The following is a 17,266-nucleotide window of genomic DNA, read 5'->3' on the forward strand; positions in this document are numbered from 1 at the left end:
TAAGCCTGCAATCAATGAAAGGTTGCTACTTCCCAGCCCATGTAGTTACCCAGTGCTTCTTTCAGTCTTCCGGCCGTTTTTGAGGCATTCATCACGACGTGATGCTCAAAACCGTTTCGGCAAATGTATTGCATGAGGTCCTGCAGGTTCGGGATTTGGGCCACGGCCCGGTTACCGAATGTTTTCAGGGTATCGTTGGTAAGTTCGCCTTCCCCTACGTAGGCTTTGATGATTCCCTTGGGGTCGTCGGTACTGATGCGACCGTAGGTAAGCGGCATGGCCGGCGTACGACCCGACAGCGCTCCGTAAGTATTTTCTTCCCCTACCGTGGTACCCAGGATGGGGGCGGTACTTATTTCTATATCGGGTAAGAATGATTTTGCCCAGTTGCCGCAGTGGAACAGCACGCACTTATTGTCATCCTCGGCGTAGTTGTTGTTCCAGTCGACGAGCGCGCTGGGAGAACCGGAGGCCAATTGCAGGGCATACATGCTCAAAGTACCTGTCACATCCACCTCACAACCACTGGGCATCATGTTTTCGCTCATAATGCTCATGCTGGTACACACGTTACAGCCGTAGTTGGTCTGCACGGAAGTCCAGCACTGGATGGCCGTGGCATCGAGGGCATTGGCATTGACAAAATCAGACAGGGCTACATCCAGTTTGGCCATCTGAATCAGGGCTTCGTCGGGCGTACGGCCCGTAGGAGCATAATCCTTGATTCGTTGCAGGCGCTCTGCTACGGAACTATCGTGCTGGGTAAGCTTATTGGCATGACCCAGAATTTCGGATAGATCGACCGTAACAACCGAAATGCCGTTTCGCTGCAGGATTTTCTCGCTGTACCGTACCGTGTTGAAGCCTCCGGGCCGGGCGCCGATGGCTCCGATCCGTACTTTCCGCAACCCTTTGGTAATCCGGCAAACGCCCATGAAGTCGAGCAGATCAGCCTTGAAGGAGGGGTCCTGCGGCCGTACGACGTGCTTGGTCGTAAGGGTATATTTAATGCCGAATTGGTACAGGTTATTGCAGGCCGAAATTTTGCCGCACCAGGAGTCGCGCCGACGGGCTACGTCCAGCTTGTCCAGATCGTCAGGATAGCCCTGAACCAGAACGGGCACGTTCAGGTCGGCCAATTTGAGCGTTTCGGCTACGCCGCGCTCATCGCCGAAGTTGGGCAACACCACCAGTACCCCGATAATTTCGTCACGGTGGTCCGCAAAAAGCCGGGCGCATTTTTGGGCGTCCTGAAAGGTCTCCACGCCGCCCAGTTTGGTAGCTTCGGTGTCGAGCATCACCGGATTAATACCCATTTCCTTGAATAGCTCGATGATTTCGACCCGTGCTTCTGAAACCAACCGATCGGGGAAGAAATCCCGGTTCCCAATGATCACCCCTATACTCCCAGCCTGTGCCATACCTTTATTCTGAACCATTAAATCGTGTAGTCTATCTTTTTATTTAATCTGCTATGATTACCTCTATTTCGTTATCGTGGAAAAGCTGCTTGTGTTTTTCCTGAATCCCGCCATCGGTGATGATGTAATCAATCAGCGACAGGGCACCCAGGCTGGCAAATGCGCTCTTGCCAATTTTGGTCGAGTCGGCTACCAAGTAGGTAGTTTCCGCTGATTCGATCATTGCTTTCTTCACGACCAGATCGCTGATGCTCGGGTACGTTAGCCCGGCCTTCAGCGAGAGTCCGGCTGTGGCCAGAAACAGTTTTTGGGCATTGAGTCCCTTGAAAAAATCCGCCGCCTTTTGTCCGGTCAGCGACAGGGTCGGGGGCTTGAATTCTCCCCCGGTCATGATCACCTCGATTCCCGTTTCTACGCCTAACATGAGCGCGATATTCAGCGCGTTGGTGATGACAGTCAAGACCCGGTTGTTCCCGGCGAGTTGCTTGGCAATTTCAGTGGTGGTAGAGCCGGAATCCAGAATAATGGTATCGCCATCATCGATAAATTCCAGACATTTGGCGGCGATCAGTTCCTTTTTGTCGAGGTTCTCCTGATTGGCCAGGGCAAAATTGCGAACCTGATCCTCAACGTTTTTCAGAAACGCCCCGCCGTGTTCTTTTACTACCAAACCTTCCTTATCCAGTTTATCCAGGTCCTGCCGAATGGTTACTTCGGTGACTTTGAACAAACGGGCCAGATCGACTACCTTGGCCGAGCCATCTTCTTTGATCAATTCTAAAATCTTTTCTCTTCGTTGGTTTGCTAGCATTTGAATGTATTTTTAATTCTCTATTCCGAAAAATTACTTAAAAGTAAAAGGAATTAAAAATACAACCTAAGCTCATAAATCAGAAATGGACCGAAATGAATCGCTTCGAATTTCTATATGGCAAATGTACGAAAATAAAAGAAGATAAAACAAAGATTTTCGAAAATAGATGGGATTTTCAATTTGACCATTTATGAATGAGCGCCCAGATTTATGCACCCACACATTGTGCTAGCGGGCCAAAGGCATCCACACCGACATGTCGGTGTGGCCACGGTTTCCCCAGGCATAGTAAGGCACCAGCTGAACGGGTACTTTTTTGTCCGGCGTGCTGGTAATCGGCTGATATAGTTTCTTGTCCCAGTTGGTGTTATTGGCCAATACGGCATCACCCTGCAGTACCATTACCGGACTATTTTCAATGCTGATCCGGGAGGGTTTCAAATTATTCTCAATAGCGATGGCTACGTCAAAAATGGTTCTGTCCTTTGGTAAATCGATGGATTCCAGGCAATAGACGACCGGGCCGCGTTTTACGGCTATCTGGTTACGGGTTTCTTCCACCAGGGGATTTGACTCAATAAGCTGCACAGGCATAGGAAGATCCAATTCAACCACATCACCCGCCTTGAAGGTCTTCTTCAGCTGAGCGTAAGTACCTGGCGCTAATTCCATAGACTGTACTTTCCCATTGAGAGAAAGCCGGGCACCCGTACACCAGGAAGGAATTCTCAGGAAAAGCCCAAAGGGATCGGCCGGTACTTCGGTTAGCTGGATTCTTATTTTTCCATCCCAGGGGTAGTCGGTGGTCTGGAGTATTTTAAGATTGCCTTTTTTGAATTTTGTGTCCAGCGCATTGCCCCCGTACAAATTGACATAGACCCCTTCATCGGACAAGCTATACGCATACTGGCTTACCTCGGCAATGGTACGCACGGCATTGGGCGGGCAGCAGTTGGATTTTGAAATGTAGCTCTGGCGATCCTTCGACCAACGCTGCTGAAACGGTAGCGCGTCGGAGTAAGCTAAGGGGTTGGTATACAGAAATTTATTCCCCTGCAAATTGATCCCGGACAACACGCTGTTGTAGAGAGCCAGCTCCACCACATCGGCGAATTTGGCATCGCCCGTGATCTGAAGCATCCGCCAGTTCCACAGCACATTGCCGATATTCGCGCAGGTTTCATTGTGGGCCGTGAAGTTGGGTAGTTGGTAATCACGGCCGTAGGCCTGATGTGTTTTCTGTACCTCGTCGGTCTTGTACGAAGTACCATCCGGCGATACGCCATCGTAGAGCGAGCCACAACCACCCGTTACGTACATTTTGTGCTGCGTGAGGTCGTCCCACATGGTATTAAGCTTAGCCAGTAAAGCTGCGTCGCCCGTTTCGGCGTAGACGTCGGCTACGCCGGCGTACAGGTAGTTGGCCCGTACGGCATGGCCCATTACCTTGGTTTGGTCCAGAAACGGAATGCGGTCCTGATTGTCGTCGGTACCTTCGGTGGCCCCTTTGATAGCTACCAGATGCTTGACCAGGTTGAGGTACCTGGCGTCGTTCGTAGAGCGGTACAACTCCGACAACCCCATGTAGTGCGAGGGACAAATGGCGTTTCTGGATTGCTCAGGCGTAGCGGAGGCGTAAAATCCGATCAGGAAATCGGCGGCTTTTTTCGCCACGTTAAGCAGCGACGTTTTTCCGGTGGCCCGGTAATGCACGCAGGCCGCGGTCATGAGGTGCCCAAAATTATACGCTTCAAAACTCAGCCGATTATCAAATAGCCGGGCTTCGCCGTTCTGTTTCTGGAGGATAATCTCTTTGGTATAAATGTACCCATCGGCGCGCTGCGCTTTGGCAATCACGCCGATAGCGTGGTCCATCAGTTCATCAAGATGCGGGTCCCTGGTCGCGGCGTACATGCTGGCCACAGCTTCAAAGGTTTTGTAGAAATCCCCATCATGGAAGGATGGTCCCTTGAATTTTCCGGTTTCGACCCCGGCGGCAATCTCAAAATTCCGGAACGAATGGCTGATTTCCGGATCGGTGTATACTTTCCAGAGCGCAGGTACCATATTGTCGCGGCATACCTGAAAACGGTCCGCCCAAAAGCCCTGCGTCCATTTGACCGCATCCATGTCGGTGCCGTGCAGTTTGGCGTAGCCGCTTTGGGAGGTGTTCACTAGGGCTCGGTCCTGCGCTTTCGCTCCCAAAAATGCTGATGACAGCGTTAAGGCAAGTACTATCGTTCGGCTTGTATTGCGGTACATATTTTTGTGGTATTTAAAGTTATTTCACGTTCACCCGATTCTTCCACTCCGGGTAGTTTTTCAACAGGGCGGCCGGGGCATTGGTATACCAGCTGTATCCGTTGCGGCGTTCGGAGCCGATGTCAGCCAAGGCGTTCCGCTTGATGCCGTCGCGGTCGCAGAAGTAGGGCTTGCTGGTCTCGAGATCGTAGAAGCGCCCCCAAAGCGGTGGTGCATTTTTGTCAGCCACGACTACGACATTCTTTTTTCCATCCTGATCGAGTTCCCTTTCTAACTTGATTCCCTCCACCTTATTTGCTTCAAACCATTTTACAGCCCCATTTATTGAGGCTATGATTTCTTTTGAAGGATTCTCTAGGCTCATCAATAGCCTGGTGATGCCCACCGATTCGGCACCGCTGAACGATTCGAGTTCGTATGCCCGGGCTTTGGCCGGAGCCAGCGTTTGTTCATCGTGCTGGGCGCACCATACCGTCGGTTGCCCATCAACCACAATTTGGGTATTCAGGATGCAGGTAATTCCCTTGTCAAAAGCCTTTTGTGCCTTTAATTTCGCATCATTAGGTAGTTGCAGGGAAGAGAATTCTTTGCGATCAGAAAACACGTCACGCAGGAATTCCATGGTATTGACCATCGCATTGTCGTTGTAGGTGATGTGGCCCGAATACGCTACGCTTCCACTGCGAACCGGATAGAACTGTGGCCACCCTCCGTTTTCATACTGCGACAGGAAGATGTAATTCAGCCCTTTTTCAAAAGCTTCCCTGTACCTGGTGTCCTTGGTCCGGGAATACATATTGGCCAGGAACTTCAATTCCGTGATGGTAGCTCCATTGTCGAAAGTCGCCCCGATTTCGGACTTTCCTTTCATGTACCCCGCCTTCTCTGTCTCCGACATCGGATGATGGTACGGCTTGTTCTTTTCCCAACCCCCGATACTCTTTTGGCTTACTAACACATTTTCTGCCACCCGTTTCGCTTCATCGGAGCCATACCAGGCAGCAGGCATACCGGTGGCTACCTGATTCCAGCTCTTGCTCAGGTAGTCAGCGGATTTTTCCTGCTTCGTGTCCTGAGCTGAGACCAAAGAGGTGATCAGGGTAATCAGTAGAAAAATTAAAGACGCGACTTTCATATAATAAGTATCTTAATATCAAATAGTTATAATAAATTCTCTATGAAAAACCATTTTGTCGAATCGCCTACCCAATGGCTTCGAGCCAGCCCTGATGTTGCGTTTTTGCCTTCGCCCCATTCTTGTTTGGTGCCGTTACCTGAGTCGTACCTCTGTGAAGGGTATTTAGGTAGTCGATGCTTGGGTACACGCCCGACTGCAGTCCGGACAAATAGGCTGCTCCCAGGGCCGACACTTCCGCCAGCCCCAGATTGACGACTTGCTTATCCAGCAGATTGGCCAGCAGTTGCATCACAAACTCGTTGGAAGTCAGGCCTCCGTCCACATTTAATCCTTCCAGGCTAATTCCCGTATCCGCTTCCATCGCCATGATAACATCCGTGATTTGATAGGGAATGGACTCCAGCGCCGCCCGCACGATGTGATTTTTATTGGTACTGAAGGTCATGCCGGTAATAGATGCCTTGCGGTTCATGTCCCAATGCGGCGCGCCGAGCCCGCTGAACGCCGGAATGAAATACACGCCGCCGCTATCCTCCACTGCGTTGGCCATCGCTTCGGTTTCCCGGCTTTCGGCAAACAGGCTCAGGTTGTTTTTCAACCACTCGATGGTGGCCCCACAAGTGACGATGACTCCTTCCAGAGCATATTCCACGTGGTCGCCCCTGCTCCATCCAATCGTCGTTACCATGCCCCGCTCAGAAAAGCGGGGTGCGGTACCTATATTCATCAATATGGAGGAGCCTGTTCCCATGGTCGCTTTGGCAATTCCGGGTGAGAAGCAACCTTCTCCGAAAGCCGCGGCGTGTGAATCGCCGATCATGGCGGTAATAGCCAGCTGATTTTCAAAAAGTCCGCCAAAATCAGTTATGCCAAATTCTGACGAAGATGCCTGTATTTCAGGTAACTGAAGCCCGGTTAGGCCATAGTCGGAAAGCAATTCCTGATCCCAGGACAACGTATGCAGATTAAAGAATAAAGTACGCGACGCATTGGTATGGTCGGTAAGGTACTGCCTGCCTTTGGTCAACTTATATAAAAGCCAGGTATCGACGGTGCCGAAAAATGCTTCTCCAGCCACGATCGCCTTTTTCACGGTCGGATCATTTTCAAAAAGCCAGATTGTCTTGGAGCCCGAAAAGTAGGGGTCGATCAGCAAGCCGGTCCGTTCTTTGATTTTCTGATCCAGACCCTTTTCCCGCAGGCGATCGCAAACTTCTGTAGAACGTTTACATTGCCACACTACGGCATTATACAAAGGCTCACCCGCTTTGTCCCAAAGCACGAAGGTTTCCCGCTGGTTGGATATGCCACACGACTTGATGTCTTTCAAATCACCCCCCTGGTCCTTAAAATCTTCCAGGCACTTATTTACGGATTTCAGTACATTCTCATAAATCTCCATCGGCTCCTGCTCCACAAACCCATTTTCAAGGTAGTGAGTGGTCAGCGGCTCGATACCTTTTGCAACTATTTTTCCTTGTTCGTTAAACACCACCGTTTTGGTACTACTCGTACCCTGATCTACCGCAATAACGAATGAGCCTTTCATTTTTTGAACTTTTTATAGCGTCTTGGTTAGTGAGAAAAGTACTATAAAAACAAAGGAAAGAAAAATAATCGTAAAAAAAGAAAGATAATATAAAATTAACACTTTATATTTGGCATTATTTCTTTATTGATTGGTATTTCTGTGCGTCTAATCGGAAATTAGAAAGAAAAAGAAAATAAATACTCTTGCTCGCTGAATAGAGAAAAGAATGGCAGGTCATTCGATAAGCTAAGTGTCCCGAGCCAATTTGTTCTACACCTAATGACCGCTTACAGCAGAACCTTTTTGAATATAGAATCCAATAAGCAAGTACCGCCTGCGCTCCAGTCCGGCCAAGGTAAAGGAGTACAGGCGGATGTAAAACCTAAGTTTCACTCTAAAATTAGACAAGCAATGCAAAAAAAACTACTGATCGGTGGTGCATTTGTGTTATGGGGCCTCGGCGCTAACCCTTCCGCGCGGCTCTATGCTCAACAATACGCCCGACTGGAAAAACCCTCAGTCACCACCGAGGTTCAGCCCAGGAAAGCTATGAATGCCATAGCCCCGCAAGCACAAAAAGTGAGTGGCAGCGTAAAAGACGAGAAAGGAGAAAACCTGCCGGGAGTTAGTGTCTTGGTGAAGGGAACCCAGCAGGGTACCTCTACAGATGCTTCAGGCAAGTATCAACTTACCGTCCCCAACGAAAAATCAACCCTGGTGTTTTCCTTTGTCGGGTACGAGAAGCAGGAAATCGTAGTGGGTGATCGTAAAGAAATCAACGTTAGCATGAATCCTGATGCCAGTTCACTGGATGAGGTGGTCGTTATCGGGTATGGTGCAGTCCGTAAAAAAGACCTGACCGGCTCTGTGGTACAGTTGAAAGGAGAAGAGTTGAAAGAGGTACCTACCGCCAACGTGCTTGAAGCGACCCAAGGCAAAATTGCCGGGGCCGACATCACCCGCAGCAGTGGGCAGGCTGGTGCCAGAGTGAACATCTCGATTCGCGGCAACCGCTCCATCGGTGGAAACAACTCCCCGCTCATTATCGTGGACGGTATTCAGTACAGCAACCTTGAGGACATCAACTCCAATGATATCGAAACCATGGATATCCTGAAAGATGCCTCCTCAACCGCCATCTACGGTTCGCGTGGAGCAAACGGGGTTATTCTGATTACGACCAAAAAGGGCCGGACGGGCAAGCCGGACATCTCCTTCAATGCCTATACGGGAATTTCAAAGGTGACGATGTACCCTAAGGCGATGGACATCAATGGTTTTCGTGATTTCAAGCGGGAGGCCTGGCGGGCCGCCGGCATCTGGAACAGTCCGGCGGACGACCCCAAAATCTTTGCCAACGTAGCCGAGTACCAGGCTTTACAAAACGGCCAGTGGATCGACTATCAGGACGAACTCATTCACGACGGGGTGCAGCAGGACTACCAGTTGGGGCTGCGGGCCGGAAACGACCGCCTGAAATCCTATGTCTCGGTTGACTACTTCAATGAGAAGGGAATCCTGAAGCAAGATGAGCTGAAACGCTACACCGGCCGCATCAACGTCGACTACTCCCTCAATGACTGGATGAATATCGGGCTCAACACCCAGCTCACCTACTACGACCAGAGTGTTCGTCGCGATCCGCTGAACCAGGCCAATAAAATTACACCTTTGGGTACCCTCTACGACGTCAACGGTAATTTTAACTACATCATGATTGATGGTACTTCAGCGAATCCGCTGTCGGACGAGCAACCCAATGCTTACAAGAATTCGGTGCTGACGACCCGAATTCTGACCAACGGGTACGTGGAACTGACTCCCTTCAAAGGATTTACGGCGCGGAGTACCGTAGGTGTGAACCTTGCCTCTTCCCGTAACGGAATATACGCATCTCCCAAATCCATTGACCGTACCCTGACCGGCAAATCACTGTCATCGTACGGGGCCAACAATGGTCGGAGCATCAACTGGGAAAACGTCCTGACCTATCAGGGGAAATTTGGTCAGCATAGTCTATCGCTGACCGGGATCGTAAGTTACCTGAGCAACTCTTCCGACAACGTCTCCGCTACCGGGGTGAATCAGCTCCTGCCTTCCCAGCTTTTCTACTCGTTGGGCAGCAACTCCGAAGAGATCAAAATCAACTCAGGTTATTCAAAAAGCAACCTGTTGTCCTTCGCAGGCCGGTTAAACTACTCCTTCCGCGACCGCTACCTGCTGACCCTGACGGCCAGAGAAGATGGTTCTTCCAAATTGGCAGCGGGTAACCAATGGACCTTCTTCCCCTCGGCTGCCTTTGCCTGGCGGATCATTGAGGAGGACTTTATGCCCGAAACGAATGTGCTCACCGACCTGAAAGTGAGAGCCAGTTACGGGGTGGCTGGTAACGATCCATCCGGTCCTTATGCCACGCAGACTACCCTTACCCGCATTGCTTTTGGCTATGACGACGTCGCAGCTCCGGCTTACACGTTCTCACGTAATGTGGGTAATGCCGCACTGGGCTGGGAGCTTTCAAAGACTCAGAACTTCGGCCTTGATTTTGGGCTTTTTAAGGGCCGTTTTAACGGTACAGTCGATTATTACGATACCCGTACCTCCAATTTGTTGCTCGACCGGGGACTGCCTCCAACTACCGGTGTAACAACTGTTAAGCAGAACATAGGCAAAACCCGGAACCGTGGGGTGGAAGTAACCTTAGGTACCACCAACGTACGGACCAACAACTTTAACTGGACCAGCAGCCTGACTTTCACTAAAAACAAGGAGGAAATTACGGAACTGGTAACGGGTGGCGACGACATCGGAAACGGCTGGTTCATCGGGCAACCGATCAGTGTGTTCTATGATTATGAGAAGCTGGGTGTATGGCAAACCGGCGAGGTTGATGCAGCTGCCGCCATCCTGCCGAGCCAAAAGCCCGGCGAAATTAAGGTTCGGGATCAAAATGGAGACGGGAAGATCGACGCCGTTAATGACCGGGTTATCCTGGGCAACCCTCGTCCCAAGTGGAGCGGAGGATTTGACAACAATTTCAAAATCAGAGGCTTCGATATTAATGTGTTCCTCTACGCCCGCGTTGGCCAGATGATCGACGCTGACCGCTATGCCAAATTTGACCAGCAGGGAATTGGTAACAGCACGGCCGGACTGGACTACTGGACGCCGGAAAATCCGACCAATGCCTACCCGCGTCCCAACAAAAACGGAGGCCTGAAGTACCTCTCTACGCTGGGGTATCAGAACGGTACTTTCGCCCGGATCAGGAATATTTCACTGGCGTATAACGTACCAGCCAAACTGCTGGGTACTAAGGTGATCCGTGGGCTCCGGATCTACGCCACAGGCAAAAACCTGTTCACCTTCACCAAGCTGAACTATGACCCGGAACGAGGCGGATCGGAGAACTTCCCCATGACCAAGCTGTATGTATTCGGTATCAACCTGAGTCTTTAATTTCTAACTTCTAATACGACATGAAACTCAATTTCATCCAAAAAACGGGGTTGGTAGCTGTGCTGCTTTTCTCTCTGGGATCCTGCACGGATGTCCTGGAAGAATACAACCCCAGCGGTCTGACCGCCGAATCAGTCTATACATCTCCCGAAGGATTCGAGACGCTGGTCAATGCAGCCTATTCCTACCAACGCTGGTGGTATGGCAAAGAGGAAGGCTATAACATTTCCGAAACCGGCACCGACATCTGGACGAGTGCCGCCGGGGATGTCTGGCGGGATCTGACGCAATACCTGAACCTGCAGGGTAACAATGCCGCCCTTATCAATGAGTGGAGGGAGCTGTATGCGGCCATCAACTTGTGCAATGGAGGCATCAACCGCATTGGCGATGCGGGACTTTCGGCGGCTTTGCGGCCTGTCCGCGAGGGTGAACTGCGCTTCCTGCGTGCCTTCTACTACTGGCACATCGTAGAAACCTGGGGTGGCGTGCACTTCACTACCCAGGAAACAAACGGTATCATATCAACGGCCAATAAAACACCTGTCGAAACCATTTATGCCCAGATTTTCGAGGACCTGAAATTTGCCACGGCCAATTTGCCCGCTACCCAGCCGCAGTACGGGAAAGTAACCAAGGGGGCCGCGGAGGCCTTTCTGGCCCGCATGTACCTGACCCGGGGTATGAACAAGGAAGCCCTCGAAATGGCCGAAGCAGTGTTAAAAGGCAACTATGGCTACAAGCTGGAAGCAAACTACGCCGATCTGTGGAAGATGAGTAATCTCAAGACCAAGGAGGCGATTTATGTAGTCGATTATTCAACTAACCTGGCTCTCAATGACCTGGCCAATTCAACCTTTAACCCTTACGGTCACTCACGGGGTAGTAATAGCGGTCACCTGCTCTTTCTGATGAAGTATGATGACCGGCCCGGCATGGCCCGCGACCTGGTGAACGGTCGGCCCTTTAACCGGTACATGCCTACCCGCTTTTTGCTGGATTTGTACAGCGATGAAGACGCCCGTTACGAAGGGTCGTTTCAACAAGCCTGGTACGCCAACGCCGCCACCCGTCCAGTTGGTATGAACCTGGGTGATACCGCCGTATTTTGTACTCGGAAAGAGATTCCTGACGCTTTTGAAGCTACCCGTAAGTATTTGACCGTCGACCGCAGCAAAATCTATAATGCCAACGGAACCGTGAAGGATAACCTGCGCTACCCCACGCTGTCGAAGTTCATGGACCCAACCCGCGCCAACTTCAACGAAGCACAAAGCGCCCGCGACGTGTTTGTGATCCGCCTGGCTGAAGTGTACCTAATTGCGGCCGAAGCCCAAATGAAGTTAGGGAATCTGCCGGCGGCGGCCGATTACATCAACGTAGTCCGCACCCGGGCTGCCAAATCGGGTAAGGTCGCCACTATGCAAATCACACCCGAACAGGTAACCCTCGACTTCATTCTGGATGAGCGGGCCCGTGAGTTTGCCGGCGAGCAAATGCGCTGGTTCGACTTGAAACGTACAGGCAAACTGCTCGAGCGTATCCGCACCTATGCTCCTGACAATGCCGTCAATTTGCAGGAATACCATGTAGTACGTCCCATACCGCAAACACAGCTGGATGCGGTGACCAACAAGGCAGAGTTCAAGCAAAACCCTGGTTATCAATAGGGATCAGGCCGTTTTCTCTGCTATTTTTTCAATCAAAAAATTCAACGACCTTCCCTCGCTGTGTTTTCGGGGGAAGGTTAAAATCATCCTATGATAAATCGATCTCTTGAGTACAGCCTTCTGATCATGCTCCTGTCGGTATTTTTCGTCCAGGCGCAGACAACTTCGCCGTACAGTTGGGCCAATCTCCCGAAGGTGGCCCAACCAATCTTTCGGAACGACACCATAAACATACTGGCGCATGGTGCCAAACCCGACGGCGCCACCCTGAATACAAAGGCAATCAATGCAGCCCTTCTTGCATGTAGTAAGAAGGGGGAGGCGTGGTACTTGTTCCGTCTGGCCTGTGGCTTACCGGCCCCATCGAGTTGCAAAGCAATGTCAACCTGCACCTGCAACGGGGCGCTACGCTACTATTCTCCCCTGACAAAAGCCAGTACGCCCTAGTGGAAGGATTCTACGAAGGCAAGCGTGCCGCCCGTAATCAATCCCCAATTTCGGGAAAGAACCTGGTCAATATAGCCATCACCGGTCAGGGTATTGTGGACGGTAACGGGGATGTATGGCGGGCGGTGCACAAAAAGCAATTGACCGAAGACGAGTGGAAGAAAAAGGTAGCCTCGGGAGGCGTACTAAAAGCCGATGGCAAAACCTGGTACCCCAGTGAGCAGTTCAAATCGGCCAGTGAAGAGAACAAGAGCATGCTGATTGGAGAAGGCCAGAAACCGGGAGATTTTGCCGGAATGAAAGATTTCCTGCGCCCCAACCTGGTCGTGCTCAACGGCTGCAAGAAAGTACTGCTGGAAGGTATCATTTTTCAGAACTCGGGCGCCTGGTGTCTCCATCCGCTAATGTGCGAAGATCTGACCTTCCGGAACATCACGACCAAAAATCCCGACTACGCCCACAATGGCGACGGGATGGACATCGAATCCTGCAAAAATTTCCTGATCGAAGGCTGTACCCTGGATGTGGGTGACGATGCCATCTGTATCAAATCCGGCAAGGACGAAGAAGGCCGTCGGCGGGGAATACCCACCGAGAACGGCATCATTCGTAACAATACAGTCTATGCCGGCCATGGAGGTTTCGTGATTGGCAGCGAAATGAGCGGAGGAGCCCGCAACCTCTTCGTCGAGAACTGTACCTTCATGGGCACTGACAAAGGCCTTCGCTTCAAATCGGTTCGCGGCCGTGGTGGGGTGGTCGAGCATATTTATGCCCGGAATATTTTCATGAAAGACATCGTCGATGAAGCCATTTTCTTCGATATGTACTACTTCGTAAAGTTTGCCACCGACGGCGAGCGCGATATGCTTCAGGTAGTGAACGAAGGTACCCCCATTTTCCGCAATATGAAATTTGAGAACATCGTCTGCAATGGAGCAAAAATAGGGGTGTTTGTCCGGGGGCTTCCCGAAATGCCCATTTCCAACATCACCCTTGAAAACATGGTTTTGCAGACCGACAAGGGCATTGAGTTGATTGAAGCCAGCGGTATCAAGATCATCAATGCTGATTTCAAAACCAAAGAAACCCGGCCTGTTGTACTTGTTGAGAACAGCAGTCAATTGCTTTTCGACGGTCTGCAGTACAACGCAAACACAGATTTGCTATTTGAGATAAACGGTATCCGCAGTCAGGATATCAAAGTGATCAACACCGACCTGAAAAAAGCACGGTCGAAAGCGGAATATGGTCAGGGTGCGCCGGAAAAAGATTTGAAATTATTTACTGCTAATTAACTGAAACAACAATTCTGGTCTGAATATCCCTTCCAAACTAAACTTGCCCTCAACTACTCCATGAAAGTTAAGCCCTTTCTGATTCTCTTTACATCAATCCTCTTTGGTCAATCAATTTGTGCCCAACCCACTCAGAAAAACAGAGTAATTATCCTCTCCGATATTGAGGCCGAGCCCGACGATTTAGAGTCATTCGTCCGTTTGCTTCTCTACGCCAATGTGATTGATCTGAAAGGCTTGGTAGCAACCACTTCCGTTTGGAAAAAAACAAGTGTGGCACCTGAATCAATAAAAAAAATAGTTCGGGCCTATGGGAAAGTACAGCCTAACCTGGTAAAGCACGAACCTGGTTTTCCAAAAGTTGAGACGTTGCTTGGTCTTGTAAAGCAGGGATTACCCAAATACGGGATGCTGGGCGTTGGCGATGGTCAAGACTCAGAAGGCTCGGAATGGATTATTAAGGTACTGGAAGAAAAAGATGAGCGTTCCTTGTGGGTATCCGTCTGGGGAGGGGTGAATACGCTGGCGCAGGCACTCGATAAAATCAAAAAGACCAGGACCGAGGCAGAAGCTAAAAAGTTGATTGCAAAACTTAGAGTTTATACTATTTCGGATCAGGACGACAGTGGCATCTGGATCAGGAATAACTTTCCTGACCTTTTTTACATTGTCAATCCGGGCGATAATTACGGGACTGCCACATGGAGTGCCATCAATACGTTCGTTAAAGGCATTAACAATGAAAAAATCAGCAATAGCTGGATCGCCCAAAATATTCAGCAAGGGCACGGCGCCCTTGGTGCCGTGTACCCTGACGTAGCTTGGGGCATGGAAGGCGATACACCCTCTTTTTTGTCTCTAATCCCCAACGGTTTGAGCGACCCGGAGCATCCCGAATGGGGTGGTTGGGGTGGTCGCTACGAACTTTACAAACCGGATTTCTCCAAGGAGAAAAAAGGAAACTCGGGGGTGCCGTTTGAAGCCGAGACCCGGCCCATCTGGACGAGTGCCACAGATAGCTACACCCCTTACCTGCCCAGCGAGTACGGCCGGGCAGTCAAGAAAGACACGGCCACTTTCACCAGTAACAAGGCAAGTTTGTGGCGCTGGCGTGATGACTTCCAAAATGACTTCGCCGCCCGCATGGATTGGTGCGTCAAGCCCTACGCCGAAGCCAATCACCCGCCGGTCCCGGTTCTGGATCATGCTGAAGATTTCACCGTGAAATCAGGACAGGGCTTCATGCTGGATGCCGACAGTTCCACCGACCCCGATGGTGATAATCTTAGTTTTCTCTGGTTTCAATACCCCGAGGCAAGTACTTACAAGAAACCGATAGATATGGGCGCAGAGAATGTACACGGGGTTTACGTGACAGCTCCTCAGGTTGAAAAACAGGAAACGCTACATTTTATCCTGAAACTTACGGATAAGGGAATACCTGCCTTGTCGAGATACAAAAGAGTCATTGTGAATGTGGTACCAAAATAAATAACAAATGCAGCAAGTCATCATAAGAATTTCGGTAATGTATTGCTTTACAAGTATGGTAGCCATTCTGGCCTTGTTTCAATGCAACCCTGAGGTACGGGCGCAGGCCAAACCCCGTATACTAATCAGTACGGATATTGGTGGAACCGACCCCGACGATTTCCAATCCATGATCCATTTGCTGATGTACGCCGACCGGTTTCAGATCGAAGGTTTGGTTTCTTCTCCTTTCGGCAATGGCAGGAAAAAAGATATTTTGGACATAATTGATCTGTACGAGAAAGACCTTGGCAAGCTAAAAAAACATTCGTACGGCTTTCCTGCCCCCGATGCGCTCAGGAAGATTTGTAAGCAGGGAGCCATTCTGGAAGCACCCTATAAAGGCTATACTACCGCCACCGAAGGCTCGGATTGGATCATTAGCTGTGCGAAAAAGAAGAATGACCAGCCTCTGTGGGTGCTGCTCTGGGGTGGAATTGAGGATTTGGCCCAGGCGCTGCACGATGCCCCCGAGATCAAAGAAAACATCAGGGTGTACTGGATTGGGGGGCCGAACAAGAAATGGAGCATCAACCCGTATGCCTATATTGCCGAGCACCACCCTAATCTTTGGATGATTGAAGCCAATGCCACGTACCGGGGATGGTTCATGGATCCGGAATCGCCGAAAAATATCACGAGCAAAGCCTTCTACGGAAATTATATTCAGGGCCGGGGAGCCATGGGAAAAGACTTTATAAACTACTACAAGGGCGATATAAAAATGGGCGATACGCCCTCCCTTGCCTACCTGATGAAAGGAAATCCGGATAACCCCACTGGTGAAAGCTGGGGCGGTAGTTTCACTCCCATTGATCGGAGTTCCAGAACGATTTTTGAGCGAAACACCACGACTGCCGACACAGTAGCTACGTACAGTGTGGTGGAATGGTGGTTCAAAGGCCCAAAACTTGCTATCCCTGCGGATTCAGCCTGTTTTACGTTAGACGTAAGCGGACAGTCATGGCCGGGCTACTATTTGGGAGATGGTCAATACGGAGTTCGCTATTCTCCCAAACAGGTAGAAGTCGGCGCGTATATGACCCATAGTTCAATTTCGGAATTGGATGGACAAAAAGGAAAATACGTGAGTGTGGCACCCTGGCCGGGAAAACCTAGCCCGGACGACTACATCCTTGGCCGCAATTGGTACGGCGACCGGACAGAGCCGGAGTTATTCCTGGGTACGCAACAGGGCGCGAAAACTGTATCGAAACATCGGGAGGAGTATCTGATGGACTGGGCCAAGCGTTGGGAGTGGCTAAAATAACGTATACCACAAGAGTTCTTGGTTCACTAGCCCAATTTCATCGCTGCATTGTCCCGTACGACCTGTTGGACGCGGGTGTAGCGGTCGATCATCTGCGGATGCGGTGTTTGGTCTATTGTATGATTTGCAAGTTTTTGGCCTGGTACAACTTTGCGATGGTCACGAAGCAAGTGAACTGAGTAGTTGTTGCCCAGGTCAGCTTTATTGTTCCGGACTACCTGCTTGTCTGGCAGCCGGTTCTGGACGATTTACCTCGTCTGAGGATGCGGCCGAACAAACGCCTAACTACCCGATCTACCAAGGCCTGACGGGGCAGGTGTCAGGATTGGGACTGAAGAACAGCGCTTTCTGTTCGAAGAAACCATACTAATTGACCTTGCTGCCACGGCAAAAGATGACCGCCCCTCACAAATGATTACGGGTTCC

At 50.5% G+C, this 17,266-nt stretch carries 10 protein-coding genes; 5 read left to right on the forward strand and 5 right to left on the reverse strand.

Annotated elements, in window-relative coordinates:
• Positions 1-11 precede the first annotated feature (11 nt).
• From GBK04_RS29385 to GBK04_RS29405, 5 genes are all read right to left on the reverse strand, one after another.
• On the reverse strand, positions 12-1,439 hold the full coding sequence (locus GBK04_RS29385) for an L-fucose/L-arabinose isomerase family protein (protein ID WP_373331539.1): 1,428 nt from the start codon (positions 1,437-1,439) through the stop codon (positions 12-14).
• 25 nt (positions 1,440-1,464) lie between these two features.
• Complete coding sequence (locus GBK04_RS29390) at positions 1,465-2,232, reverse strand: DeoR/GlpR family DNA-binding transcription regulator (protein WP_152766727.1); 768 nt, start codon at positions 2,230-2,232, stop codon at positions 1,465-1,467.
• A 231-nt stretch (positions 2,233-2,463) separates the two neighbouring features.
• Positions 2,464-4,497 carry an aceric acid hydrolase gene (locus tag GBK04_RS29395; protein ID WP_152766728.1) on the reverse strand — a complete coding sequence of 678 codons (2,034 nt, stop codon included), beginning with the start codon at positions 4,495-4,497 and terminating at the stop codon, positions 2,464-2,466.
• Between the two features lie 19 nt (positions 4,498-4,516).
• The gene (gene pelA / locus GBK04_RS29400) at positions 4,517-5,584 is read right to left on the reverse strand and encodes a pectate lyase (RefSeq protein ID WP_373331540.1); all 1,068 of its coding nucleotides are present in this window, start codon (positions 5,582-5,584) and stop codon (positions 4,517-4,519) included.
• 115 nt (positions 5,585-5,699) lie between these two features.
• The gene (locus GBK04_RS29405; RefSeq protein ID WP_152766733.1) at positions 5,700-7,184 is read right to left on the reverse strand and encodes an FGGY family carbohydrate kinase; all 1,485 of its coding nucleotides are present in this window, start codon (positions 7,182-7,184) and stop codon (positions 5,700-5,702) included.
• Positions 7,185-7,577: 393 nt separating this feature from the next.
• Between GBK04_RS29405 and GBK04_RS29410 the strand changes: the two genes are divergently transcribed.
• The 5 genes from GBK04_RS29410 (at position 7,578) to GBK04_RS29430 (ending at position 16,840) form a co-directional block, all read left to right on the forward strand.
• Positions 7,578-10,625 carry a SusC/RagA family TonB-linked outer membrane protein gene (locus GBK04_RS29410; protein WP_373331541.1) on the forward strand — a complete coding sequence of 1,016 codons (3,048 nt, stop codon included), beginning with the start codon at positions 7,578-7,580 and terminating at the stop codon, positions 10,623-10,625.
• A gap of 20 nt (positions 10,626-10,645) precedes the next feature.
• Entirely contained in the window at positions 10,646-12,295 is a 1,650-nt protein-coding gene (locus tag GBK04_RS29415; protein WP_152766737.1) for a RagB/SusD family nutrient uptake outer membrane protein, read from the forward strand.
• 323 nt (positions 12,296-12,618) lie between these two features.
• Positions 12,619-14,040: a glycoside hydrolase family 28 protein gene (locus tag GBK04_RS29420; protein ID WP_373331542.1), complete on the forward strand. Its 1,422-nt coding sequence runs from the start codon at positions 12,619-12,621 to the stop codon at positions 14,038-14,040.
• A gap of 60 nt (positions 14,041-14,100) precedes the next feature.
• Entirely contained in the window at positions 14,101-15,531 is a 1,431-nt protein-coding gene (locus GBK04_RS29425; protein WP_152766738.1) for a DUF1593 domain-containing protein, read from the forward strand.
• Between the two features lie 7 nt (positions 15,532-15,538).
• Complete coding sequence (locus GBK04_RS29430) at positions 15,539-16,840, forward strand: nucleoside hydrolase-like domain-containing protein (RefSeq protein ID WP_373331543.1); 1,302 nt, start codon at positions 15,539-15,541, stop codon at positions 16,838-16,840.
• The last annotated feature ends 426 nt before the right edge of the window (positions 16,841-17,266 follow it).

This window comes from Salmonirosea aquatica (genome assembly GCF_009296315.1).
GTDB lineage: Bacteria > Bacteroidota > Bacteroidia > Cytophagales > Spirosomataceae > Salmonirosea > Salmonirosea aquatica.